The sequence below is a fragment of the Citrobacter sp. Igbk 14 genome, from assembly GCF_028069825.1.
GTDB lineage: Bacteria > Pseudomonadota > Gammaproteobacteria > Enterobacterales > Enterobacteriaceae > Citrobacter.
Window position 1 is genome coordinate 19,269 of the sequence record NZ_JANEWM010000034.1, and the last position, 15,138, is coordinate 34,406.

Below are 15,138 nucleotides of genomic sequence, written 5' to 3' on the forward strand. Positions count from 1 at the left end.
AATCCGGGAAAAATAAAGTGGCGTATTGTGCGCTAATGCAGGGAGAAAACCAACTCCCAGGGCATATACCAAAGATTCGCCAGCACCATTAGCAACAGTGAACACCAGGTGGCGCTCATGCCGGAACGACGCCAGCGGAAAAGACGGTGATGGAATCCGTAATAATGCATCAGTCGCCCGGCTATCAACATCAACCCGCAAATATGCACCATCCACGTTTCAGCGCCGTTCATTTCCATAAAAAGCAGCAGCACTAATGCAACGGGAATATATTCCACTGCATTGCCGTGAATGCGGATAGCGCTTTGCAGCTCACTAAAGCCACCATCACCATAGGCAACGCGATATTGCATGCGCAGGCGAACGACGTCAAAGGAGAACTTTATTAACAATAACGCACCCAGGACGGCATAAAGCGCGCTTACCATACAAACTCCCTTTCCTCGTCATACTTCAAGTTGCATGCGCGGTGGCTGTACTCGCTCCCCCCAGTCACTTACTTATGTAAGCTCCAGGGGATTCTCTCCCTTGCCATCTTCCTGCAACTCGAATTATTTAGAGTACGGTTGGGTTGATGGCATTGACTATGATAGGTGGCATTTTCAGAAAAGAGAAGATTGCTGTGGAATCGAGGGTGCTGATCCGATCTCTGGCAGGGCACTACGTAAATCTGCCCATAGCGTGTCTACAAGCTGTGGAGCCTGTGCGATATCCGGCGTGTGCAAAAAAAGATATGGCGTGGTGGTCTGTTGCCAGAGTGACAACTTTGCCAGCCAGGCGGCAAAGAACTGCCGATTTTGTGTCATGTTATCACTACCGATAAAACGGACCATCGGGTGGTTTGCCGTGACTACCGCATGGACCGGGACCTTCGGTTTCTTACGTTGAGCATCGCGTATCGCTTCCGTGTGTGGGATCGCGGCATGGACCGGACGACTGTCTAAAATGACCCGATTAACCCCGCGTTCATGCAGACCCCGATTGAGCTGAATCTCTGATTCACCTTTCGCAAAAAAGTCCGGGTGACGAACCTCGACACCGTAGGTAAACGTTTTAGGGAGAACATCGAGGAATTGCCACAGGGCAGGGAGGTCACGCGGGCCGAACGTGGCAGGTAGCTGCAACCAGTATTGTCCGATACGGGCATCCAGCGGTGACATGCGCGTAAAAAATTCCTGTACCAGGTCATCGCAATTCCGCAGTGCGGCCTGATGCGAGATGGTGGCCGGGAATTTGAAACAGAAGCGAAAATCGTCGCGGGTTTGTGCAAACCAGCGGTCAACAATCTCGGCCTTCGGCAAGGCGTACAGCGTGGTATTACCCTCCACACAGTTAAAGTGGCGGGCATACTCTTCAAGGCTGGTGATCCCCAGACGCATCCATTTCGGGTGTGACCACTGGGGTAAGCCGATATAGATCATAACGCTTGCAGGATCTCGTCAACGCGACGTACACGGGCAATACGTGGGAAAATATGCGTCATGCTGCCCTGATGCTGGTCGGTGCTGGCGGCGCTGCAGGCGTCTTCGGCAACGATCAGGCTAAAACCCAGCTCCCAGGCGTTACGCGCGGTGGATTCGACGCCGATATTGGTGGAGATCCCGCAAAGGACGATGGTGTCGATACCACGACGGCGCAGCTGTAGTTCCAGGTCAGTACCGTAGAATGCTCCCCACTGGCGCTTGGTGACCTCCAGATCTGTCGCACATTTTCCCAGCGCTTGCGGGTATTCCCACCAGTTGTCGGGTAATGCTTTGGCTGGCGCGGGGGCATCAACCGGTTGTTTTAGCGCTTCGGCATAATCCGCAGACCAGCCGACGCGAACCATCACCACCGGTGAACCGTGGGTACGGAATTTTTCCGCTAGTTGTGCTGCGCGGGCGACGACGTCGTTTGCCGAATGTGGCCCACCCGCGAAAGACAGGATCCCTTCCTGTAGATCGATGACGACAAGCGCGGTTGTTTTTGCGTTCAGTTCCAGCATGGTGACTCCAGTAAAAAAAGATTTCCGTTACACCTTAATCGCGAATCTGTGTGAAAGGGGCGACAATTTTTGTTATTTTTTGTGAGATTACGCAATACCCGCTTAGGAAACACGCGTACAGTCAGTACCGGACTGAGAGTCTACCCCAGTAGGCTCTTATCGTGCGGCAGAATTTCCAGTATAATAGCCGCCTTTTTTCATTCAGTTGTGACATTCAGCTAAAGCTGCGACTTCGTCATCTGCCGGGCAGGTGACAATCCGCCTGCGGCAAAGTTAAGGGATATCTCATGCGTACAGAATATTGCGGACAGCTACGTCTGTCCCACGAGGGGCAGCAGGTGACTCTGTGTGGTTGGGTCAACCGTCGTCGTGATCTTGGTAGCCTGATCTTTATCGATATGCGCGACCGCGAAGGTATCGTGCAGGTATTTTTCGATCCGGACCGTGCGGACGCGTTAAAGCTGGCCTCCGAACTGCGTAATGAGTTCTGCATTCAGGTAACGGGCACCGTGCGTGCGCGTGACGCGAAAAACGTCAACGCCGATATGGCGACGGGCGAAATTGAAGTGCTGGCATCCGATCTGGTCATTATCAACCGTTCAGATTCACTGCCGCTCGACTCTAACCACGTAAATACTGAAGAAGCTCGTCTGAAGTATCGCTACCTCGATCTGCGTCGCCCTGAAATGGCGCAGCGTCTGAAAACGCGTGCCAAAATTACCAGCCTGGTGCGTCGTTTCATGGACGACCATGGCTTCCTCGACATCGAAACGCCGATGCTGACCAAAGCGACGCCAGAAGGCGCGCGTGACTACCTGGTACCGTCTCGCGTACATAAAGGTAAATTCTACGCGCTGCCACAGTCACCTCAGTTGTTCAAACAGCTGCTGATGATGTCTGGCTTCGACCGTTACTACCAGATCGTAAAATGCTTCCGTGATGAAGATTTACGTGCTGACCGCCAGCCTGAATTTACTCAGATCGATGTTGAGACCTCCTTCATGACCGCACCGCAGGTGCGTGAAGTGATGGAAGCGCTGGTGCGTAATCTGTGGCAGGAAGTAAAAGGTGTGGACCTGGGCGATTTCCCGATCATGACCTTTGCTGAAGCAGAGCGTCGTTACGGTTCCGATAAGCCGGATCTGCGTAACCCGATGGAGCTGGTGGACGTTGCTGATCTGCTGAAATCTGTTGAATTCGCCGTGTTCTCTGGTCCGGCTAACGATCCGAAAGGGCGTGTAGCGGCTCTGCGCGTACCTGGCGGCGCCGCACTTAGCCGTAAGCAGATCGACGATTACGGTAACTTCATTAAGATCTACGGCGCGAAAGGTTTGGCTTACATCAAAGTCACCGAGCGTGCGAAAGGCCTGGAAGGGATAACCAGCCCGGTGGCTAAGTTCCTGAACGCAGAAATCATTGAAGCCATTCTGGAACGTACTGGCGCACAAGACGGCGATATGATCTTCTTCGGTGCCGACAACAAGAAAGTGGTTGCCGACGCGATGGGGGCTCTGCGCCTGAAACTGGGTAAAGACCTGAACCTGACCGACGAATCCAAATGGGCGCCGTTGTGGGTTATCGACTTCCCGATGTTTGAAGACGATGGTGAAGGCGGTCTGACCGCGATGCACCACCCGTTCACCTCACCGAAAGACATGACGGCGGCTGAGCTGAAAGCTGCGCCGGAAGATGCGGTTGCCAATGCGTACGATATGGTTATCAACGGCTACGAAGTAGGCGGTGGTTCTGTACGTATCCATAACGGTGATATGCAGCAGACCGTATTCGGTATTCTGGGTATCAACGAACAAGAGCAGCGTGAGAAATTTGGCTTCCTGCTGGATGCATTAAAATACGGTACACCGCCGCACGCGGGCCTGGCGTTTGGTCTGGATCGTCTGACCATGCTGTTGACCGGTACTGATAACATCCGTGACGTTATTGCTTTCCCGAAAACGACAGCTGCCGCATGCCTGATGACCGAAGCGCCTAGCTTTGCCAACGAAGCTGCGCTGGCGGAACTGAGCATTCAGGTTGTTAAGAAGGCCGAGAATAACTGATATGGCATATAAACAGCCTGTCTCGGTGTTAGTCGTGATTTATGCAAAGGACACCGGGAGAGTGCTGATGTTACAGCGACGCGACGATCCTGATTTTTGGCAGTCGGTCACCGGCAGCCTTGAAGAAGGTGAAACCGCGTCGCAAGCCGCCCTGCGCGAAGTAAAGGAAGAGGTCGCCATTGATGTTGCGCGTGAGCAACTGACCTTAATTGACTGCCAGCGCACGGTGGAGTTTGAGATTTTTAGTCATTTACGTCATCGCTATGCGCCAGGAATTGTACGTAATACGGAGTCCTGGTTTTGCCTGGCACTGCCCACTGAACGAGAGATCGTGTTCACCGAACATTTGACCTACCGTTGGGTTAATGCGCACGAGGCTGCACAGTTAACCAAGTCGTGGAGTAACCGGCAGGCGATTGAAGAGTTTGTAATTAACGTCGCCTGAGAAGGCGCGCTTTTTGGAGAGATTATTTATGGCAGGTCATAGTAAATGGGCCAACACCAGACATCGTAAAGCAGCGCAGGATGCTAAGCGCGGTAAGATCTTCACCAAAATCATTCGTGAGCTGGTAACGGCGGCTAAACTGGGTGGCGGCGATCCGGATGCTAACCCGCGTCTGCGTGCCGCGGTTGATAAAGCGCTGGCAAACAACATGACCCGTGACACCCTGAACCGTGCAATCGCGCGCGGCGTGGGCGGTGATGAAGATTCCAACATGGAAACCATCATCTATGAAGGTTACGGTCCTGGTGGTACAGCCGTGATGATTGAATGTCTGTCTGACAACCGTAACCGTACCGTTGCGGAAGTGCGCCACGCATTCACTAAAACAGGCGGCAACCTCGGTACTGACGGTTCCGTCGCATACCTGTTCAGCAAGAAAGGCGTGATCTCCTTTGAGCAAGGCGACGAAGACGCCATCATGGAAGCGGCACTGGAAGCCGGTGCTGAAGATGTTGTAACCTTCGACGACGGCGCGATTGACGTTTACACCGCGTGGGAAGAGATGGGGAAAGTTCGTGATGCGCTGGAAGCGGCAGGTCTGAAAGCGGACGCGGCTGAAGTTTCTATGATCCCATCTACCAAAGCGGATATGGATGCAGAAACAGCGCCGAAGCTGATGCGTCTGATCGATATGCTGGAAGATTGCGATGACGTGCAGGAAGTTTACCACAACGGCGAAATCTCCGATGAGGTTGCAGCTACGTTAGAATGATGTGGTTAAGCCATAAAATAACAGGAGATGCGTGATGTCTATCATTCTCGGCATTGATCCGGGGTCGCGCATTACCGGTTATGGCGTAATCCGTCAGGTCGGCAGACAGCTGACCTACCTCGGCAGTGGTTGTATTCGCACCAAAGTTGATGATCTCCCGTCACGTCTGAAATTGATATACGCGGGGGTGACGGAAATCATCACCCAGTTCCAGCCGGATTATTTTGCCATCGAGCAGGTCTTTATGGCGAAAAATGCCGATTCGGCGCTGAAGCTGGGACAGGCGCGCGGCGTAGCGATTGTTGCTGCGACCAATCAGGATCTTCCGGTGTTTGAGTATGCTGCCCGACAGGTTAAACAGACAGTCGTCGGTATCGGCAGCGCGGAAAAAAGCCAGGTACAGCACATGGTGCGTACGCTGCTCAAACTCCCGGCTAACCCGCAGGCGGATGCTGCGGATGCGCTGGCGATTGCCATTACTCACTGCCATGTCAGCCAGAACGCCATGCAAATGAGCGAGTCGAGGTTGAATTTAGCACGCGGTAGGTTACGTTAGTGACAAATGAGGCTGGATATCTATCCAGCCTTTTTTTATGATAGCGCATTACCTTTTAGCCCTTAACGCAGGAGCGTCATGTGATAGGCAGACTCAGAGGCATCATTCTTGAAAAACAACCCCCACTGGTCCTTCTGGAAACGGGTGGGGTAGGCTATGAAGTACATATGCCGATGACCTGTTTCTACGAGCTGCCGGAAGCCGGGCAGGAAGCGATCATCTTCACGCATTTTGTGGTGCGCGAAGACGCACAACTGCTGTATGGCTTTAACAATAAGCAAGAACGCACGCTGTTTAAAGAGCTAATTAAAACCAACGGCGTGGGGCCAAAGCTGGCGCTGGCGATCCTCTCCGGCATGTCTGCGCAACAGTTCGTGAATGCTGTTGAGCGCGAAGAACTTGGCGCGTTAGTGAAATTACCGGGTATCGGTAAGAAAACGGCGGAGCGTTTGATTGTCGAAATGAAAGACCGCTTTAAAGGACTGCATGGCGATCTCTTTACACCGGCTGCCGATCTGGTGCTGACATCACCTGCCGGTCCGGTAAGCGATGATGCCGAGCAGGAAGCGGTTGCTGCGCTGGTAGCGTTAGGCTATAAACCACAAGAAGCCAGCCGCATGGTAAGCAAAATTGCTCGCCCTGATGCCAGCAGTGAAACCCTGATTCGCGAAGCCCTTCGCGCGGCATTGTGAGGTAAAGGATGATTGAAGCAGATCGCCTGATTTCGGCTGCCAGCAATACCCCTGAAGACCTGGTGGATCGTGCGATTCGCCCCAGATTGCTGGAAGAGTATATCGGCCAGCCTCAGGTACGTTCGCAGATGGAAATTTTTATCCAGGCGGCGAAGCTGCGCGGTGATGCCCTCGATCACCTGCTGATTTTTGGACCTCCGGGTCTGGGTAAAACCACGCTTGCCAATATTGTTGCCAATGAAATGGGCGTCAACCTGCGTACTACGTCCGGTCCGGTGCTGGAAAAAGCAGGCGATCTGGCGGCCATGCTCACCAATCTCGAACCCCATGATGTGCTGTTTATTGATGAAATCCATCGCTTGTCACCGGTAGTGGAAGAGGTGTTGTATCCGGCAATGGAAGACTATCAGCTGGATATCATGATTGGCGAAGGCCCGGCAGCACGTTCAATTAAAATCGATCTGCCGCCGTTTACCCTGATTGGCGCCACAACGCGTGCGGGTTCGTTAACGTCTCCACTGCGTGATCGCTTTGGCATTGTGCAGCGCCTGGAGTTCTATCAGGTCGCTGATCTTCAGCACATTGTTGGACGCAGTGCCCGCTTTATGGGGCTGGAGATGAGTGACGAAGGGGCGCTGGAGGTTGCACGCCGGGCACGCGGTACGCCGCGTATTGCTAACCGTTTACTGCGTCGTGTGCGTGATTTCGCCGAAGTGAAGCATGACGGCACCATCTCGGCGGATATCGCGGCCCAGGCACTGGATATGCTCAATGTCGATGCTGAAGGCTTCGATTATATGGACCGCAAGCTGCTGCTGGCGGTGATCGATAAATTCTTTGGTGGTCCGGTCGGGTTGGATAACCTGGCGGCGGCAATCGGCGAAGAACGTGAAACCATTGAGGACGTGCTGGAACCGTATTTGATTCAGCAAGGCTTTCTACAACGTACCCCACGTGGGCGCATGGCAACGGTGCGGGCATGGAACCACTTTGGCATTACACCGCCGGAAATGACTTAAGCCCCAATAATGCCTGATGGCGCTACGCTAATCAGGCCTGGCGATTTTGTAGGCCCGGTAAGCGCAGCGCCACCGGGCAACACATGCTCAGCTCGCTTGCTTCTTCATCATACTAAAGATAAACAGCAGCGCAGCGCAAAGCACCACGGATGGCCCCGCCGGTGTGTCATAAAACGCTGAGAAGGTCAGCCCGCCTGTAACCGCTATCATCCCTACACCTACGGCAACGCCTGCCATCTGCTCTGGCGTACGCGCAAAACGGCGTGCGGTAGCCGCAGGAATAATCAGCAGTGAGGTGATAATCAGTGCCCCGACGAATTTCATCGCCACACCAATAGTGAGTGCTGTGACCAGCATCAGCAATAGCTTGACACGTTGCAGCTTCACGCCATCAACAAAAGCCAGATCCGGGCTGATAGTCATCGACAGCAGGTTACGCCACTGCCAGAACAGAATAGCCAGTACAACCACGACACCAATGGCAATGGCCACCAGATCTTCTGGGGTGACGGCGAGCAGATCGCCAAACAGATAGGCCATCAGGTCCACACGAATGTTCGACATCAGGCTGACAACCACCAGGCCTAATGACAGCGCGCTGTGCGCCATAATACCGAGCAGGGTATCAATCGCGAGGTGCGGGCGCTTCTCCAGCCATACCAGGCCTGCGGCCAGCAACAGGGTGACGACGATAACAGCATAAAAGGGGTTTACATCCAGCAGCAGACCAAACGCAACGCCCAGCAGAGATGCGTGCGCCAGCGTATCGCCAAAATAAGACATCCGACGCCAGACCACAAACGAGCCAAGCGGGCCAGCAGCGCAGGCCAGCATGATCCCGGCTAACCAGCCGGGTAATAATAATTCAATCATGAGTGACCATTTCCCCGGCGTAAAACAATGCGACCCTGTAAATCGTGGCGATGATTATGGTTGTGACGGTAAATTCCGAGTTGTTCAGCGCCGCGTTGCCCGAACATAGAAATGAATTCGGGGTGCATTGAAACCACCTCTGGTGTGCCGGAGCAGCAAATGTGGTGGTTCAGACACAGGACTTCGTCGGTTTTTGCCATGACCAGATGCAGGTCATGGGAGACCATCAGCACGGCGCAATCCAGCTCACGTCGCAACTGATCGATAAGATCGTACAGTGCAACCTGACCATTCACATCCACTCCCTGCGTCGGTTCATCGAGCACCAGGAGCTGTGGTTTATTAAGCAAAGCACGGGCCAGCAAGACACGCTGCGTTTCCCCGCCGGACAGTTTTTGCATCGGAGCATCCATCAGATGCCCGGCCTGAACACGCTTTAGCGCAGGGAGAATGTCGGCTTTCTTTGTGCCAGGACGTAAGCGCAAAAAGCGGCTCACCGTCAGCGGAAGTGTTGTATCGAGGTAGAGTTTTTGCGGTACATAGCCAATTCGCAAATGCCCGTTGCGCTTGATAACCCCTTCATCAGCCGCTACCAGCCCCAATACAACGCGCACCAGCGTAGACTTTCCGGCCCCATTTGGGCCAAGAAGCGTTAAAATTTTGCCGGGTCGAAGTTCAAGCGATACGTCAGAAAGGACGCGGCGTTGACCATAAGAGACCGAGACATTTTCCAGTGAAACCAAAGTCGTCATATCAATTTTAGTCTTGCAGAAGTTATAGAATGTTATAATATCACATTTCTCACATTCGTTACGATGATTGGTCGCATTATGTTACATAAAAATACGCTTCTTTTCGCAGCATTATCCGCTGCTCTTTGGGGTAGTGCAACTCAGGCAGCAAATGCCGCTGTAGTGGCGTCACTTAAGCCGTTGGGCTTTATTGCTTCAGCGATTGCAGATGGGGTTACAGACACCCAGGTTCTGCTGCCTGACGGGGCTTCCGAACACGATTATTCGCTGCGCCCTTCAGATGTAAAACGCTTACAGAACGCGGACTTAGTAGTATGGATCGGTCCGGAAATGGAGGCGTTTATGGAAAAGTCAGTCAAGAATATTCCTAACGCAAAACAGGTAACGATTGCGCAGCTCAATGACGTGAAACCGTTACTCATGAAAGGCGCTGACGATGATGATGACGATCATGGGCATAACGACGCTCACGGCGAAAAAAGTGACGAGCATCACCATCATGGTGATTACAACATGCATCTTTGGCTTTCCCCAGAGATAGCGCGGGCCTCAGCGGTTGCAATCCATGATAAATTAGTGGAACTTATGCCGCAAAGTCGAGCCAAACTTGACGCCAACCTGAAGGATTTTGAGGCACAATTAGCCGCAACCGATAAGCAGGTAGGTAACGAGCTCGCACCGCTCAAGGGGAAAGGGTATTTTGTTTTTCATGACGCCTATGGCTACTACGAAAAACACTACGGGCTAACGCCGCTTGGTCACTTTACCGTGAACCCTGAGATTCAACCTGGTGCGCAGCGTTTACATGAAATAAGAACACAGTTGGTTGAGCAAAAAGCAACCTGCGTTTTTGCTGAGCCACAGTTCAGGCCAGCGGTCGTTGAAGCCGTAGCGAGAGGGACATCCGTTCGAATGGGAACGTTGGATCCCCTCGGAACGAATATCAAACTGGGTAAAACAAGCTATTCAGCGTTTCTGAACCAATTAGCCAACCAGTATGCGAGCTGCCTGAAAGGAGATTAATGAGGAAGTGAATACGTGCAACAGATAGCCCGCTCTGTCGCTCTGGCATTTAATAATTTGCCGCGACCCCATCGTGTAATGTTGGGGTCGCTTACTGTTCTGACATTGGCCGTCGCAGTCTGGCGGCCTTATGTATACCATCCCGACTCTGCACCCATCGTTAAAACCATTGAGCTGGAAAAAAGCGAGATACGTTCACTGCTGCCAGAGGCCAGCGAACCTATCGATCAAGCCGCTCAGGAAGATGAAGCTATCCCTCAGGACGAACTCGATGATAAGACCTCTGGCGAGGCCGGGGTTCACGAGTATGTTGTCTCTACCGGCGATACGCTGAGCAGTATTCTGAACCAGTACGGCATTGATATGGGCGATATCAGCCAGCTTGCCGCATCTGATAAAGATCTACGTAATCTGAAAATTGGCCAGCAACTTTCCTGGACGCTGTCTTCGGAAGGTGATTTGCAGCGCCTGACCTGGGAAGTTTCCCGCCGTGAAACCCGTACTTATGATCGTACGGCAACGGGTTTCAAAATGAGCAGCGAAATGCAGCAGGGCGACTGGGTTAACAGCCGAATCAACGGTACGGTGGGCGGTAGTTTCGTCGCCAGTGCAAGAGATGCTGGCTTGACCAGTTCTGAAATCAGCGCGGTGATTAAAGCGATGCAATGGCAAATGGACTTTCGCAAGCTGAAGAAAGGCGATGAGTTCTCCGTTTTGATGTCTCGCGAGATGCTGGACGGTAAACGCGAACAAAGCCAACTGCTGGGCGTTCGTTTGCGCTCTGAAGGCAAGGATTATTACGCGATCCGTGCTGAAGACGGTAAATTCTATGACCGTAACGGGACCGGGCTTGCTAAAGGGTTTATGCGTTTCCCGACGGCGAAGCAATTCCGTATTTCGTCAAACTTCAATCCACGTCGCCTGAATCCGGTAACCGGACGGGTTGCACCGCACAAAGGTGTCGACTTTGCGATGCCGCAAGGTACGCCGGTGCTGTCAGTCGGTGATGGTGAAGTGGTGGTCGCGAAACGCAGTGGCGCGGCCGGATACTATGTTGCTGTTCGTCACGGTCGCACTTACACCACCCGTTACATGCACCTGCGTAAGCTGCTGGTTAAACCAGGGCAAAAAGTGAAACGAGGTGATCGTATTGCGCTGTCAGGTAACACTGGGCGTTCTACTGGCCCGCACCTGCACTACGAAGTATGGGTCAACCAGCAGGCTGTGAACCCGTTGACGGCAAAACTGCCGCGTACGGAAGGGCTGAGCGGTTCAGATCGTACCGAGTACCTGGCACAGGTGAAAGAGGTTCTGCCTCAGTTACGCTTCGATTAATAAATACACGGACAGAGCCGGTACGCTATGCGTGCCGGCTTTTTTATTTTGTACGGGACACGGTGCGCCGCTACACTATCAGCAGATTTACTTTTTCGCGGCCCCCGATACTGGAAGAGCATGGAAACGAAAAAAAAGAGTATTGAGTATATCCCTGAGTTTCATAAATCATTCTGTCACCCGCGCTACTGGGGCGCCTGGCTTGGCGTGGCAGCGATTGCAGGGATTGCATTAACGCCAGCATCATTTCGCGATCCCATTCTGGCGAAACTGGGACGGCTTGCCGGACGGCTGGGGAAAAGTTCGCGTCGTAGAGCGCTTATCAATTTATCCCTCTGTTTTCCTGAGCGCAGCGAAGCCGAGCGTGAGGCCATCGTTGATGAGATGTTTGCGACTGCGCCTCAGGCGATGGTTATGATGGCAGAATTAGCCATGCGCGGTCCGGAGAAAATCCAGCACCGCGTTGACTGGCAGGGCCTGGAAATTATCGATGAGATGCGACGTAATGAGGAAAAGGTGATTTTTCTCGTCCCTCACGGCTGGGGTGTTGATATTCCGGCAATGCTGATGGCATCTCAAGGCCAGAAAATGGCAGCGATGTTCCATAACCAGGGCAATCCGGTATTTGACTATGTCTGGAATACGGTACGTCGACGTTTTGGCGGCCGTTTACATGCACGTAACGACGGTATTAAACCTTTTATTCAGTCAGTTCGGCAGGGATACTGGGGATATTACTTACCGGATCAGGACCACGGCCCGGAGCACAGCGAGTTTGTGGATTTCTTCGCGACCTATAAAGCAACGTTACCGGCAATTGGTCGTCTGATGAAGGTTTGTCATGCGCGCGTAATACCGCTGTTCCCGGTGTACGATGGCAAAACGCATCGTCTGACGATTCAGGTACGCCCGCCCATGGATGACATTCTGACGGCCGATGACCATACCATTGCCAGACGGATGAATGAAGAAGTGGAGATTTTTGTCACCCCGCATCTCGAACAATACACCTGGATTCTGAAACTGCTAAAGACCCGCAAACCCGGCGAAATCGAACCGTATAAACGCAAAGATCTTTATCCTAAGAAATAGAAAAAGCCTCTCGTTCGAGAGGCTTTTTTGTATCAGATGACCCGTCCTGAATAGCGAGTAATATCAGGCAGTCAGCAGCGTCGTTATTCTACAGTCAGAATACGTGTAGTGTTGGTGGAACCGATGGTACTCATGACATCACCCTGAGTCACAATCACCAGATCGCCTGACACCAGGTAACCTTTGTCGCGCAGCAGATTGACCGCTTCGTTGGCAGCCACTACACCGTCAGTTTCGCTGTCAAAGTGGACCGGCGTAACGCCACGGTACAGAGAGGTCAGATTCAGCGTACGCTCATGACGAGACATCGCGAAAATTGGCAGGCCAGAACTGATGCGGGATGTCATCAGCGCAGTACGGCCGGACTCGGTCATGGCGATGATAGCGGTAACGCCTTTCAGATGGTTCGCGGCATACATCGCTGACATAGCGATAGCTTCTTCTACATTATCAAACTGTACGTCAAGACGGTGTTTAGAAACGTTGATGCTCGGGATTTTCTCTGCCCCCAGACATACGCGAGCCATCGCTGCGACGGTTTCCGCCGGGTACTGGCCTGCGGCAGTTTCTGCAGACAGCATAACGGCATCAGTCCCATCCAGAACAGCGTTTGCCACGTCCATGACTTCTGCACGGGTCGGCATTGGGTTAGTGATCATCGACTCCATCATCTGCGTTGCGGTAATTACCGCACGGTTCAGTTGACGTGCGCGACGGATCAACGCTTTCTGAATACCGACCAGTTCCGGGTCACCGATTTCCACGCCCAGGTCACCACGCGCAACCATTACCACGTCAGAGGCAAGGATGATGTCATCCATCGCATTCTGGTCGCAGACGGCTTCAGCACGCTCGACCTTGGCAACGATTTTCGCATCGCAGCCTGCGTCGCGCGCCAGGCGGCGGGCATAATTCAGATCTTCGCCGCAGCGAGGGAAGGATACCGCCAGATAGTCAACGCTGATTTGCGCTGCAGTAATGATGTCTGCTTTGTCTTTTTCCGTCAGCGCTTCAGCAGAAAGGCCACCGCCAAGTTTGTTGATGCCTTTATTGTTGGAGAGCGGGCCACCGACAGTGACTTCGGTGAAAACTTTCATACCCTGAACTTCCAGCACTTTGAGCTGTACGCGACCATCATCCAGCAGCAGGATATCGCCCGGCACGACGTCAGCAGGCAGACCTTTGTAATCGATGCCGACTTTTTCTTTGTCGCCTTCACCTTTACCGAGGTTGGCGTCTAACAGGAATTTGTCGCCAACATTGAGAAATACTTTGCCTTCTTTAAAGGTCGATACGCGGATTTTAGGTCCCTGCAGGTCACCCAAAATAGCTACATGACGTCCCAGTTTGGCGGCAATCTCACGGACTTTATCCGCCCGCATTTTGTGATCTTCTGGAGAGCCGTGTGAAAAGTTCATACGTACAACGTTCGCCCCAGCGGCGATAATTTTTTCAAGGTTGTTATCGCGGTCAGTTGCCGGGCCTAACGTGGTAACGATTTTGGTTCTGCGAAGCCTTCTGGACATGTAATACTCCGTTGACTGAAACAACTAGGTGTTGCGTGAACATTGATCCGGCCGTTCTCGAACATAAACGGTAAAATGAACGACCCGGATGATAAAAGGGTAGAACATTGTTATTGCTTTTAGCGGTCATCACTCTTGATGAGTAATTCTTTATCAAAACGCGATTCCTTGAGCGCTTCCTTGACACGCTTCAAGTTATCTCTAAATTTTGCCCCACGGCGCAAAGTAAATCCTGTAGCCAGCACATCTATCACGGTAAGTTGAGCAAGTCGAGAGACCATGGGCATATAAATGTCAGTATCTTCCGGTACATCGAGGGTAATTGCCAGAGTTGCTTCACGTGCCAGCGGAGTACCAGGAGATGTCAGGGCAATCACCATGGCATCGTTTTCTCTTGCCAGTTGTGCCAGTTCCACCAGACTTTTGGTTCTTCCGGTGTGTGAAATGAGCACAATGACATCATCATCACTACAATTCATACAGCTCATGCGTTGCAGAACGATGTCGTCGGAATAGATAACCGGAACGTTAAAACGGAAAAATTTATTCATGGCGTCATGCGCCACCGCAGCGGAGGAACCTAGCCCAAAAAAGGCTATTTTCTTCGCCTGAGTGAGCAAATCAACCGCACGATTTACCGCCACGTTATCCAGAGACTGACGAACATGGTCAAGGCTTGCCATTGCAGACTCGAAGATTTTCCCCGTGTAGGATTCAACGCTGTCATCCTCATCCACATTGCGATTAACATATGGGGTACCATTTGCCAGACTTTGCGCCAGATGCAGTTTAAAATCAGGAAAGCCACGCGTATCCATGCTGCGACAGAAACGGTTAACGGTCGGTTCGCTGACATTGGCTTCCAGCGCCAGCGCAGCAATGCTCGAATGGATTGCCTGGTCTGGTGAGGTAAGAATAACGTCAGCAACTTTACGTTCTGACTTGCTCAAATGTTCCAGTTTTAACTGGATTTTTTCCAGCATATTCATGATGTAGGTGGACTCATGGG

Annotated in this window: 16 protein-coding genes; 9 read left to right on the plus strand and 7 right to left on the minus strand. The window is 52.5% G+C overall.

What is annotated here, in order from left to right:
- Window positions 1-32: 32 nt before the first annotated feature.
- The 3 genes from NNN64_RS14280 to NNN64_RS14290 all read right to left on the minus strand — a co-directional run bounded on the left by NNN64_RS14280 (window position 33) and on the right by NNN64_RS14290 (window position 1,984).
- Window positions 33-428, minus strand: coding sequence for an MAPEG family protein (locus tag NNN64_RS14280; RefSeq protein ID WP_003833847.1), 396 nt, complete (start codon window positions 426-428; stop codon window positions 33-35).
- A 174-nt stretch (window positions 429-602) separates the two neighbouring features.
- Complete coding sequence (locus NNN64_RS14285; protein ID WP_271441786.1) at window positions 603-1,421, minus strand: DUF72 domain-containing protein; 819 nt, start codon at window positions 1,419-1,421, stop codon at window positions 603-605.
- Window positions 1,418-1,984 (minus strand): hydrolase, encoded by a 567-nt coding sequence (locus tag NNN64_RS14290; RefSeq protein ID WP_271441787.1) that lies wholly within the window; start codon window positions 1,982-1,984, stop codon window positions 1,418-1,420. The genes NNN64_RS14285 and NNN64_RS14290 overlap by 4 nt, the downstream gene beginning before the upstream one ends.
- A 287-nt stretch (window positions 1,985-2,271) precedes the next feature.
- On the opposite strand from NNN64_RS14290, the gene aspS reads away from it, so the two are divergent.
- The 6 genes from aspS to ruvB all read left to right on the plus strand — a co-directional run bounded on the left by aspS (window position 2,272) and on the right by ruvB (window position 7,528).
- Complete coding sequence (gene aspS, locus NNN64_RS14295; protein ID WP_271441788.1) at window positions 2,272-4,044, plus strand: aspartate--tRNA ligase; 1,773 nt, start codon at window positions 2,272-2,274, stop codon at window positions 4,042-4,044.
- Window position 4,045: 1 nt separating this feature from the next.
- Entirely contained in the window at window positions 4,046-4,489 is a 444-nt protein-coding gene (gene nudB, locus NNN64_RS14300; RefSeq protein ID WP_040232398.1) for a dihydroneopterin triphosphate diphosphatase, read from the plus strand.
- A 28-nt stretch (window positions 4,490-4,517) separates the two neighbouring features.
- Window positions 4,518-5,261 (plus strand): YebC/PmpR family DNA-binding transcriptional regulator, encoded by a 744-nt coding sequence (locus tag NNN64_RS14305; protein ID WP_003833836.1) that lies wholly within the window; start codon window positions 4,518-4,520, stop codon window positions 5,259-5,261.
- 34 nt (window positions 5,262-5,295) lie between these two features.
- On the plus strand, window positions 5,296-5,817 hold the full coding sequence (gene ruvC / locus NNN64_RS14310; RefSeq protein WP_003034867.1) for a crossover junction endodeoxyribonuclease RuvC: 522 nt from the start codon (window positions 5,296-5,298) through the stop codon (window positions 5,815-5,817).
- A gap of 80 nt (window positions 5,818-5,897) precedes the next feature.
- On the plus strand, window positions 5,898-6,509 hold the full coding sequence (gene ruvA / locus NNN64_RS14315; RefSeq protein ID WP_137381569.1) for a Holliday junction branch migration protein RuvA: 612 nt from the start codon (window positions 5,898-5,900) through the stop codon (window positions 6,507-6,509).
- 8 nt (window positions 6,510-6,517) lie between these two features.
- Window positions 6,518-7,528, plus strand: coding sequence for a Holliday junction branch migration DNA helicase RuvB (gene ruvB / locus NNN64_RS14320; protein ID WP_271441789.1), 1,011 nt, complete (start codon window positions 6,518-6,520; stop codon window positions 7,526-7,528).
- Between the two features lie 87 nt (window positions 7,529-7,615).
- Here ruvB and znuB read toward each other — a convergent pair whose 3' ends face one another.
- The gene (znuB, locus tag NNN64_RS14325) at window positions 7,616-8,401 is read right to left on the minus strand and encodes a zinc ABC transporter permease subunit ZnuB (RefSeq protein ID WP_137381571.1); all 786 of its coding nucleotides are present in this window, start codon (window positions 8,399-8,401) and stop codon (window positions 7,616-7,618) included.
- On the minus strand, window positions 8,398-9,153 hold the full coding sequence (znuC, locus tag NNN64_RS14330) for a zinc ABC transporter ATP-binding protein ZnuC (RefSeq protein WP_040232396.1): 756 nt from the start codon (window positions 9,151-9,153) through the stop codon (window positions 8,398-8,400). Before znuC ends, znuB begins: the two co-directional genes overlap by 4 nt.
- A 78-nt stretch (window positions 9,154-9,231) precedes the next feature.
- On the opposite strand from znuC, the gene znuA reads away from it, so the two are divergent.
- From znuA to lpxM, 3 genes are all read left to right on the plus strand, one after another.
- Window positions 9,232-10,176, plus strand: a complete 945-nt coding sequence (gene znuA, locus NNN64_RS14335; RefSeq protein WP_005120703.1) for a zinc ABC transporter substrate-binding protein ZnuA — start codon at window positions 9,232-9,234, stop codon at window positions 10,174-10,176.
- Between the two features lie 15 nt (window positions 10,177-10,191).
- Complete coding sequence (gene mepM, locus NNN64_RS14340; protein WP_071887356.1) at window positions 10,192-11,511, plus strand: murein DD-endopeptidase MepM; 1,320 nt, start codon at window positions 10,192-10,194, stop codon at window positions 11,509-11,511.
- A gap of 120 nt (window positions 11,512-11,631) precedes the next feature.
- On the plus strand, window positions 11,632-12,603 hold the full coding sequence (gene lpxM, locus NNN64_RS14345; protein ID WP_271441790.1) for a lauroyl-Kdo(2)-lipid IV(A) myristoyltransferase: 972 nt from the start codon (window positions 11,632-11,634) through the stop codon (window positions 12,601-12,603).
- Window positions 12,604-12,686: 83 nt separating this feature from the next.
- Here the strand turns inward: lpxM and pyk are convergent, their stop codons facing one another.
- Window positions 12,687-14,129, minus strand: coding sequence for a pyruvate kinase (gene pyk, locus NNN64_RS14350; protein WP_137381575.1), 1,443 nt, complete (start codon window positions 14,127-14,129; stop codon window positions 12,687-12,689).
- 119 nt (window positions 14,130-14,248) lie between these two features.
- A complete protein-coding gene (locus NNN64_RS14355) occupies window positions 14,249-15,118 on the minus strand; it encodes a MurR/RpiR family transcriptional regulator (protein ID WP_137381864.1) in 870 nt (289 codons plus the stop codon).
- Between the last annotated feature and the right edge of the window lie 20 nt (window positions 15,119-15,138).

Coding starts and splice junctions, on each gene's coding strand:
- NNN64_RS14280 (WP_003833847.1), bottom strand. CDS start 428: ATGGTAAGCGCGCTTTATGCCGTCCTGGGTGCGTTATTGTTAATAAAG.
- NNN64_RS14285 (WP_271441786.1), bottom strand. CDS start 1,421: ATGATCTATATCGGCTTACCCCAGTGGTCACACCCGAAATGGATGCGT.
- NNN64_RS14290 (WP_271441787.1), bottom strand. CDS start 1,984: ATGCTGGAACTGAACGCAAAAACAACCGCGCTTGTCGTCATCGATCTA.
- aspS (WP_271441788.1), top strand. CDS start 2,272: ATGCGTACAGAATATTGCGGACAGCTACGTCTGTCCCACGAGGGGCAG.
- nudB (WP_040232398.1), top strand. CDS start 4,046: ATGGCATATAAACAGCCTGTCTCGGTGTTAGTCGTGATTTATGCAAAG.
- NNN64_RS14305 (WP_003833836.1), top strand. CDS start 4,518: ATGGCAGGTCATAGTAAATGGGCCAACACCAGACATCGTAAAGCAGCG.
- ruvC (WP_003034867.1), top strand. CDS start 5,296: ATGTCTATCATTCTCGGCATTGATCCGGGGTCGCGCATTACCGGTTAT.
- ruvB (WP_271441789.1), top strand. CDS start 6,518: ATGATTGAAGCAGATCGCCTGATTTCGGCTGCCAGCAATACCCCTGAA.
- znuB (WP_137381571.1), bottom strand. CDS start 8,401: ATGATTGAATTATTATTACCCGGCTGGTTAGCCGGGATCATGCTGGCC.
- znuC (WP_040232396.1), bottom strand. CDS start 9,153: ATGACGACTTTGGTTTCACTGGAAAATGTCTCGGTCTCTTATGGTCAA.
- znuA (WP_005120703.1), top strand. CDS start 9,232: ATGTTACATAAAAATACGCTTCTTTTCGCAGCATTATCCGCTGCTCTT.
- lpxM (WP_271441790.1), top strand. CDS start 11,632: ATGGAAACGAAAAAAAAGAGTATTGAGTATATCCCTGAGTTTCATAAA.
- pyk (WP_137381575.1), bottom strand. CDS start 14,129: ATGTCCAGAAGGCTTCGCAGAACCAAAATCGTTACCACGTTAGGCCCG.
- NNN64_RS14355 (WP_137381864.1), bottom strand. CDS start 15,118: ATGAATATGCTGGAAAAAATCCAGTTAAAACTGGAACATTTGAGCAAG.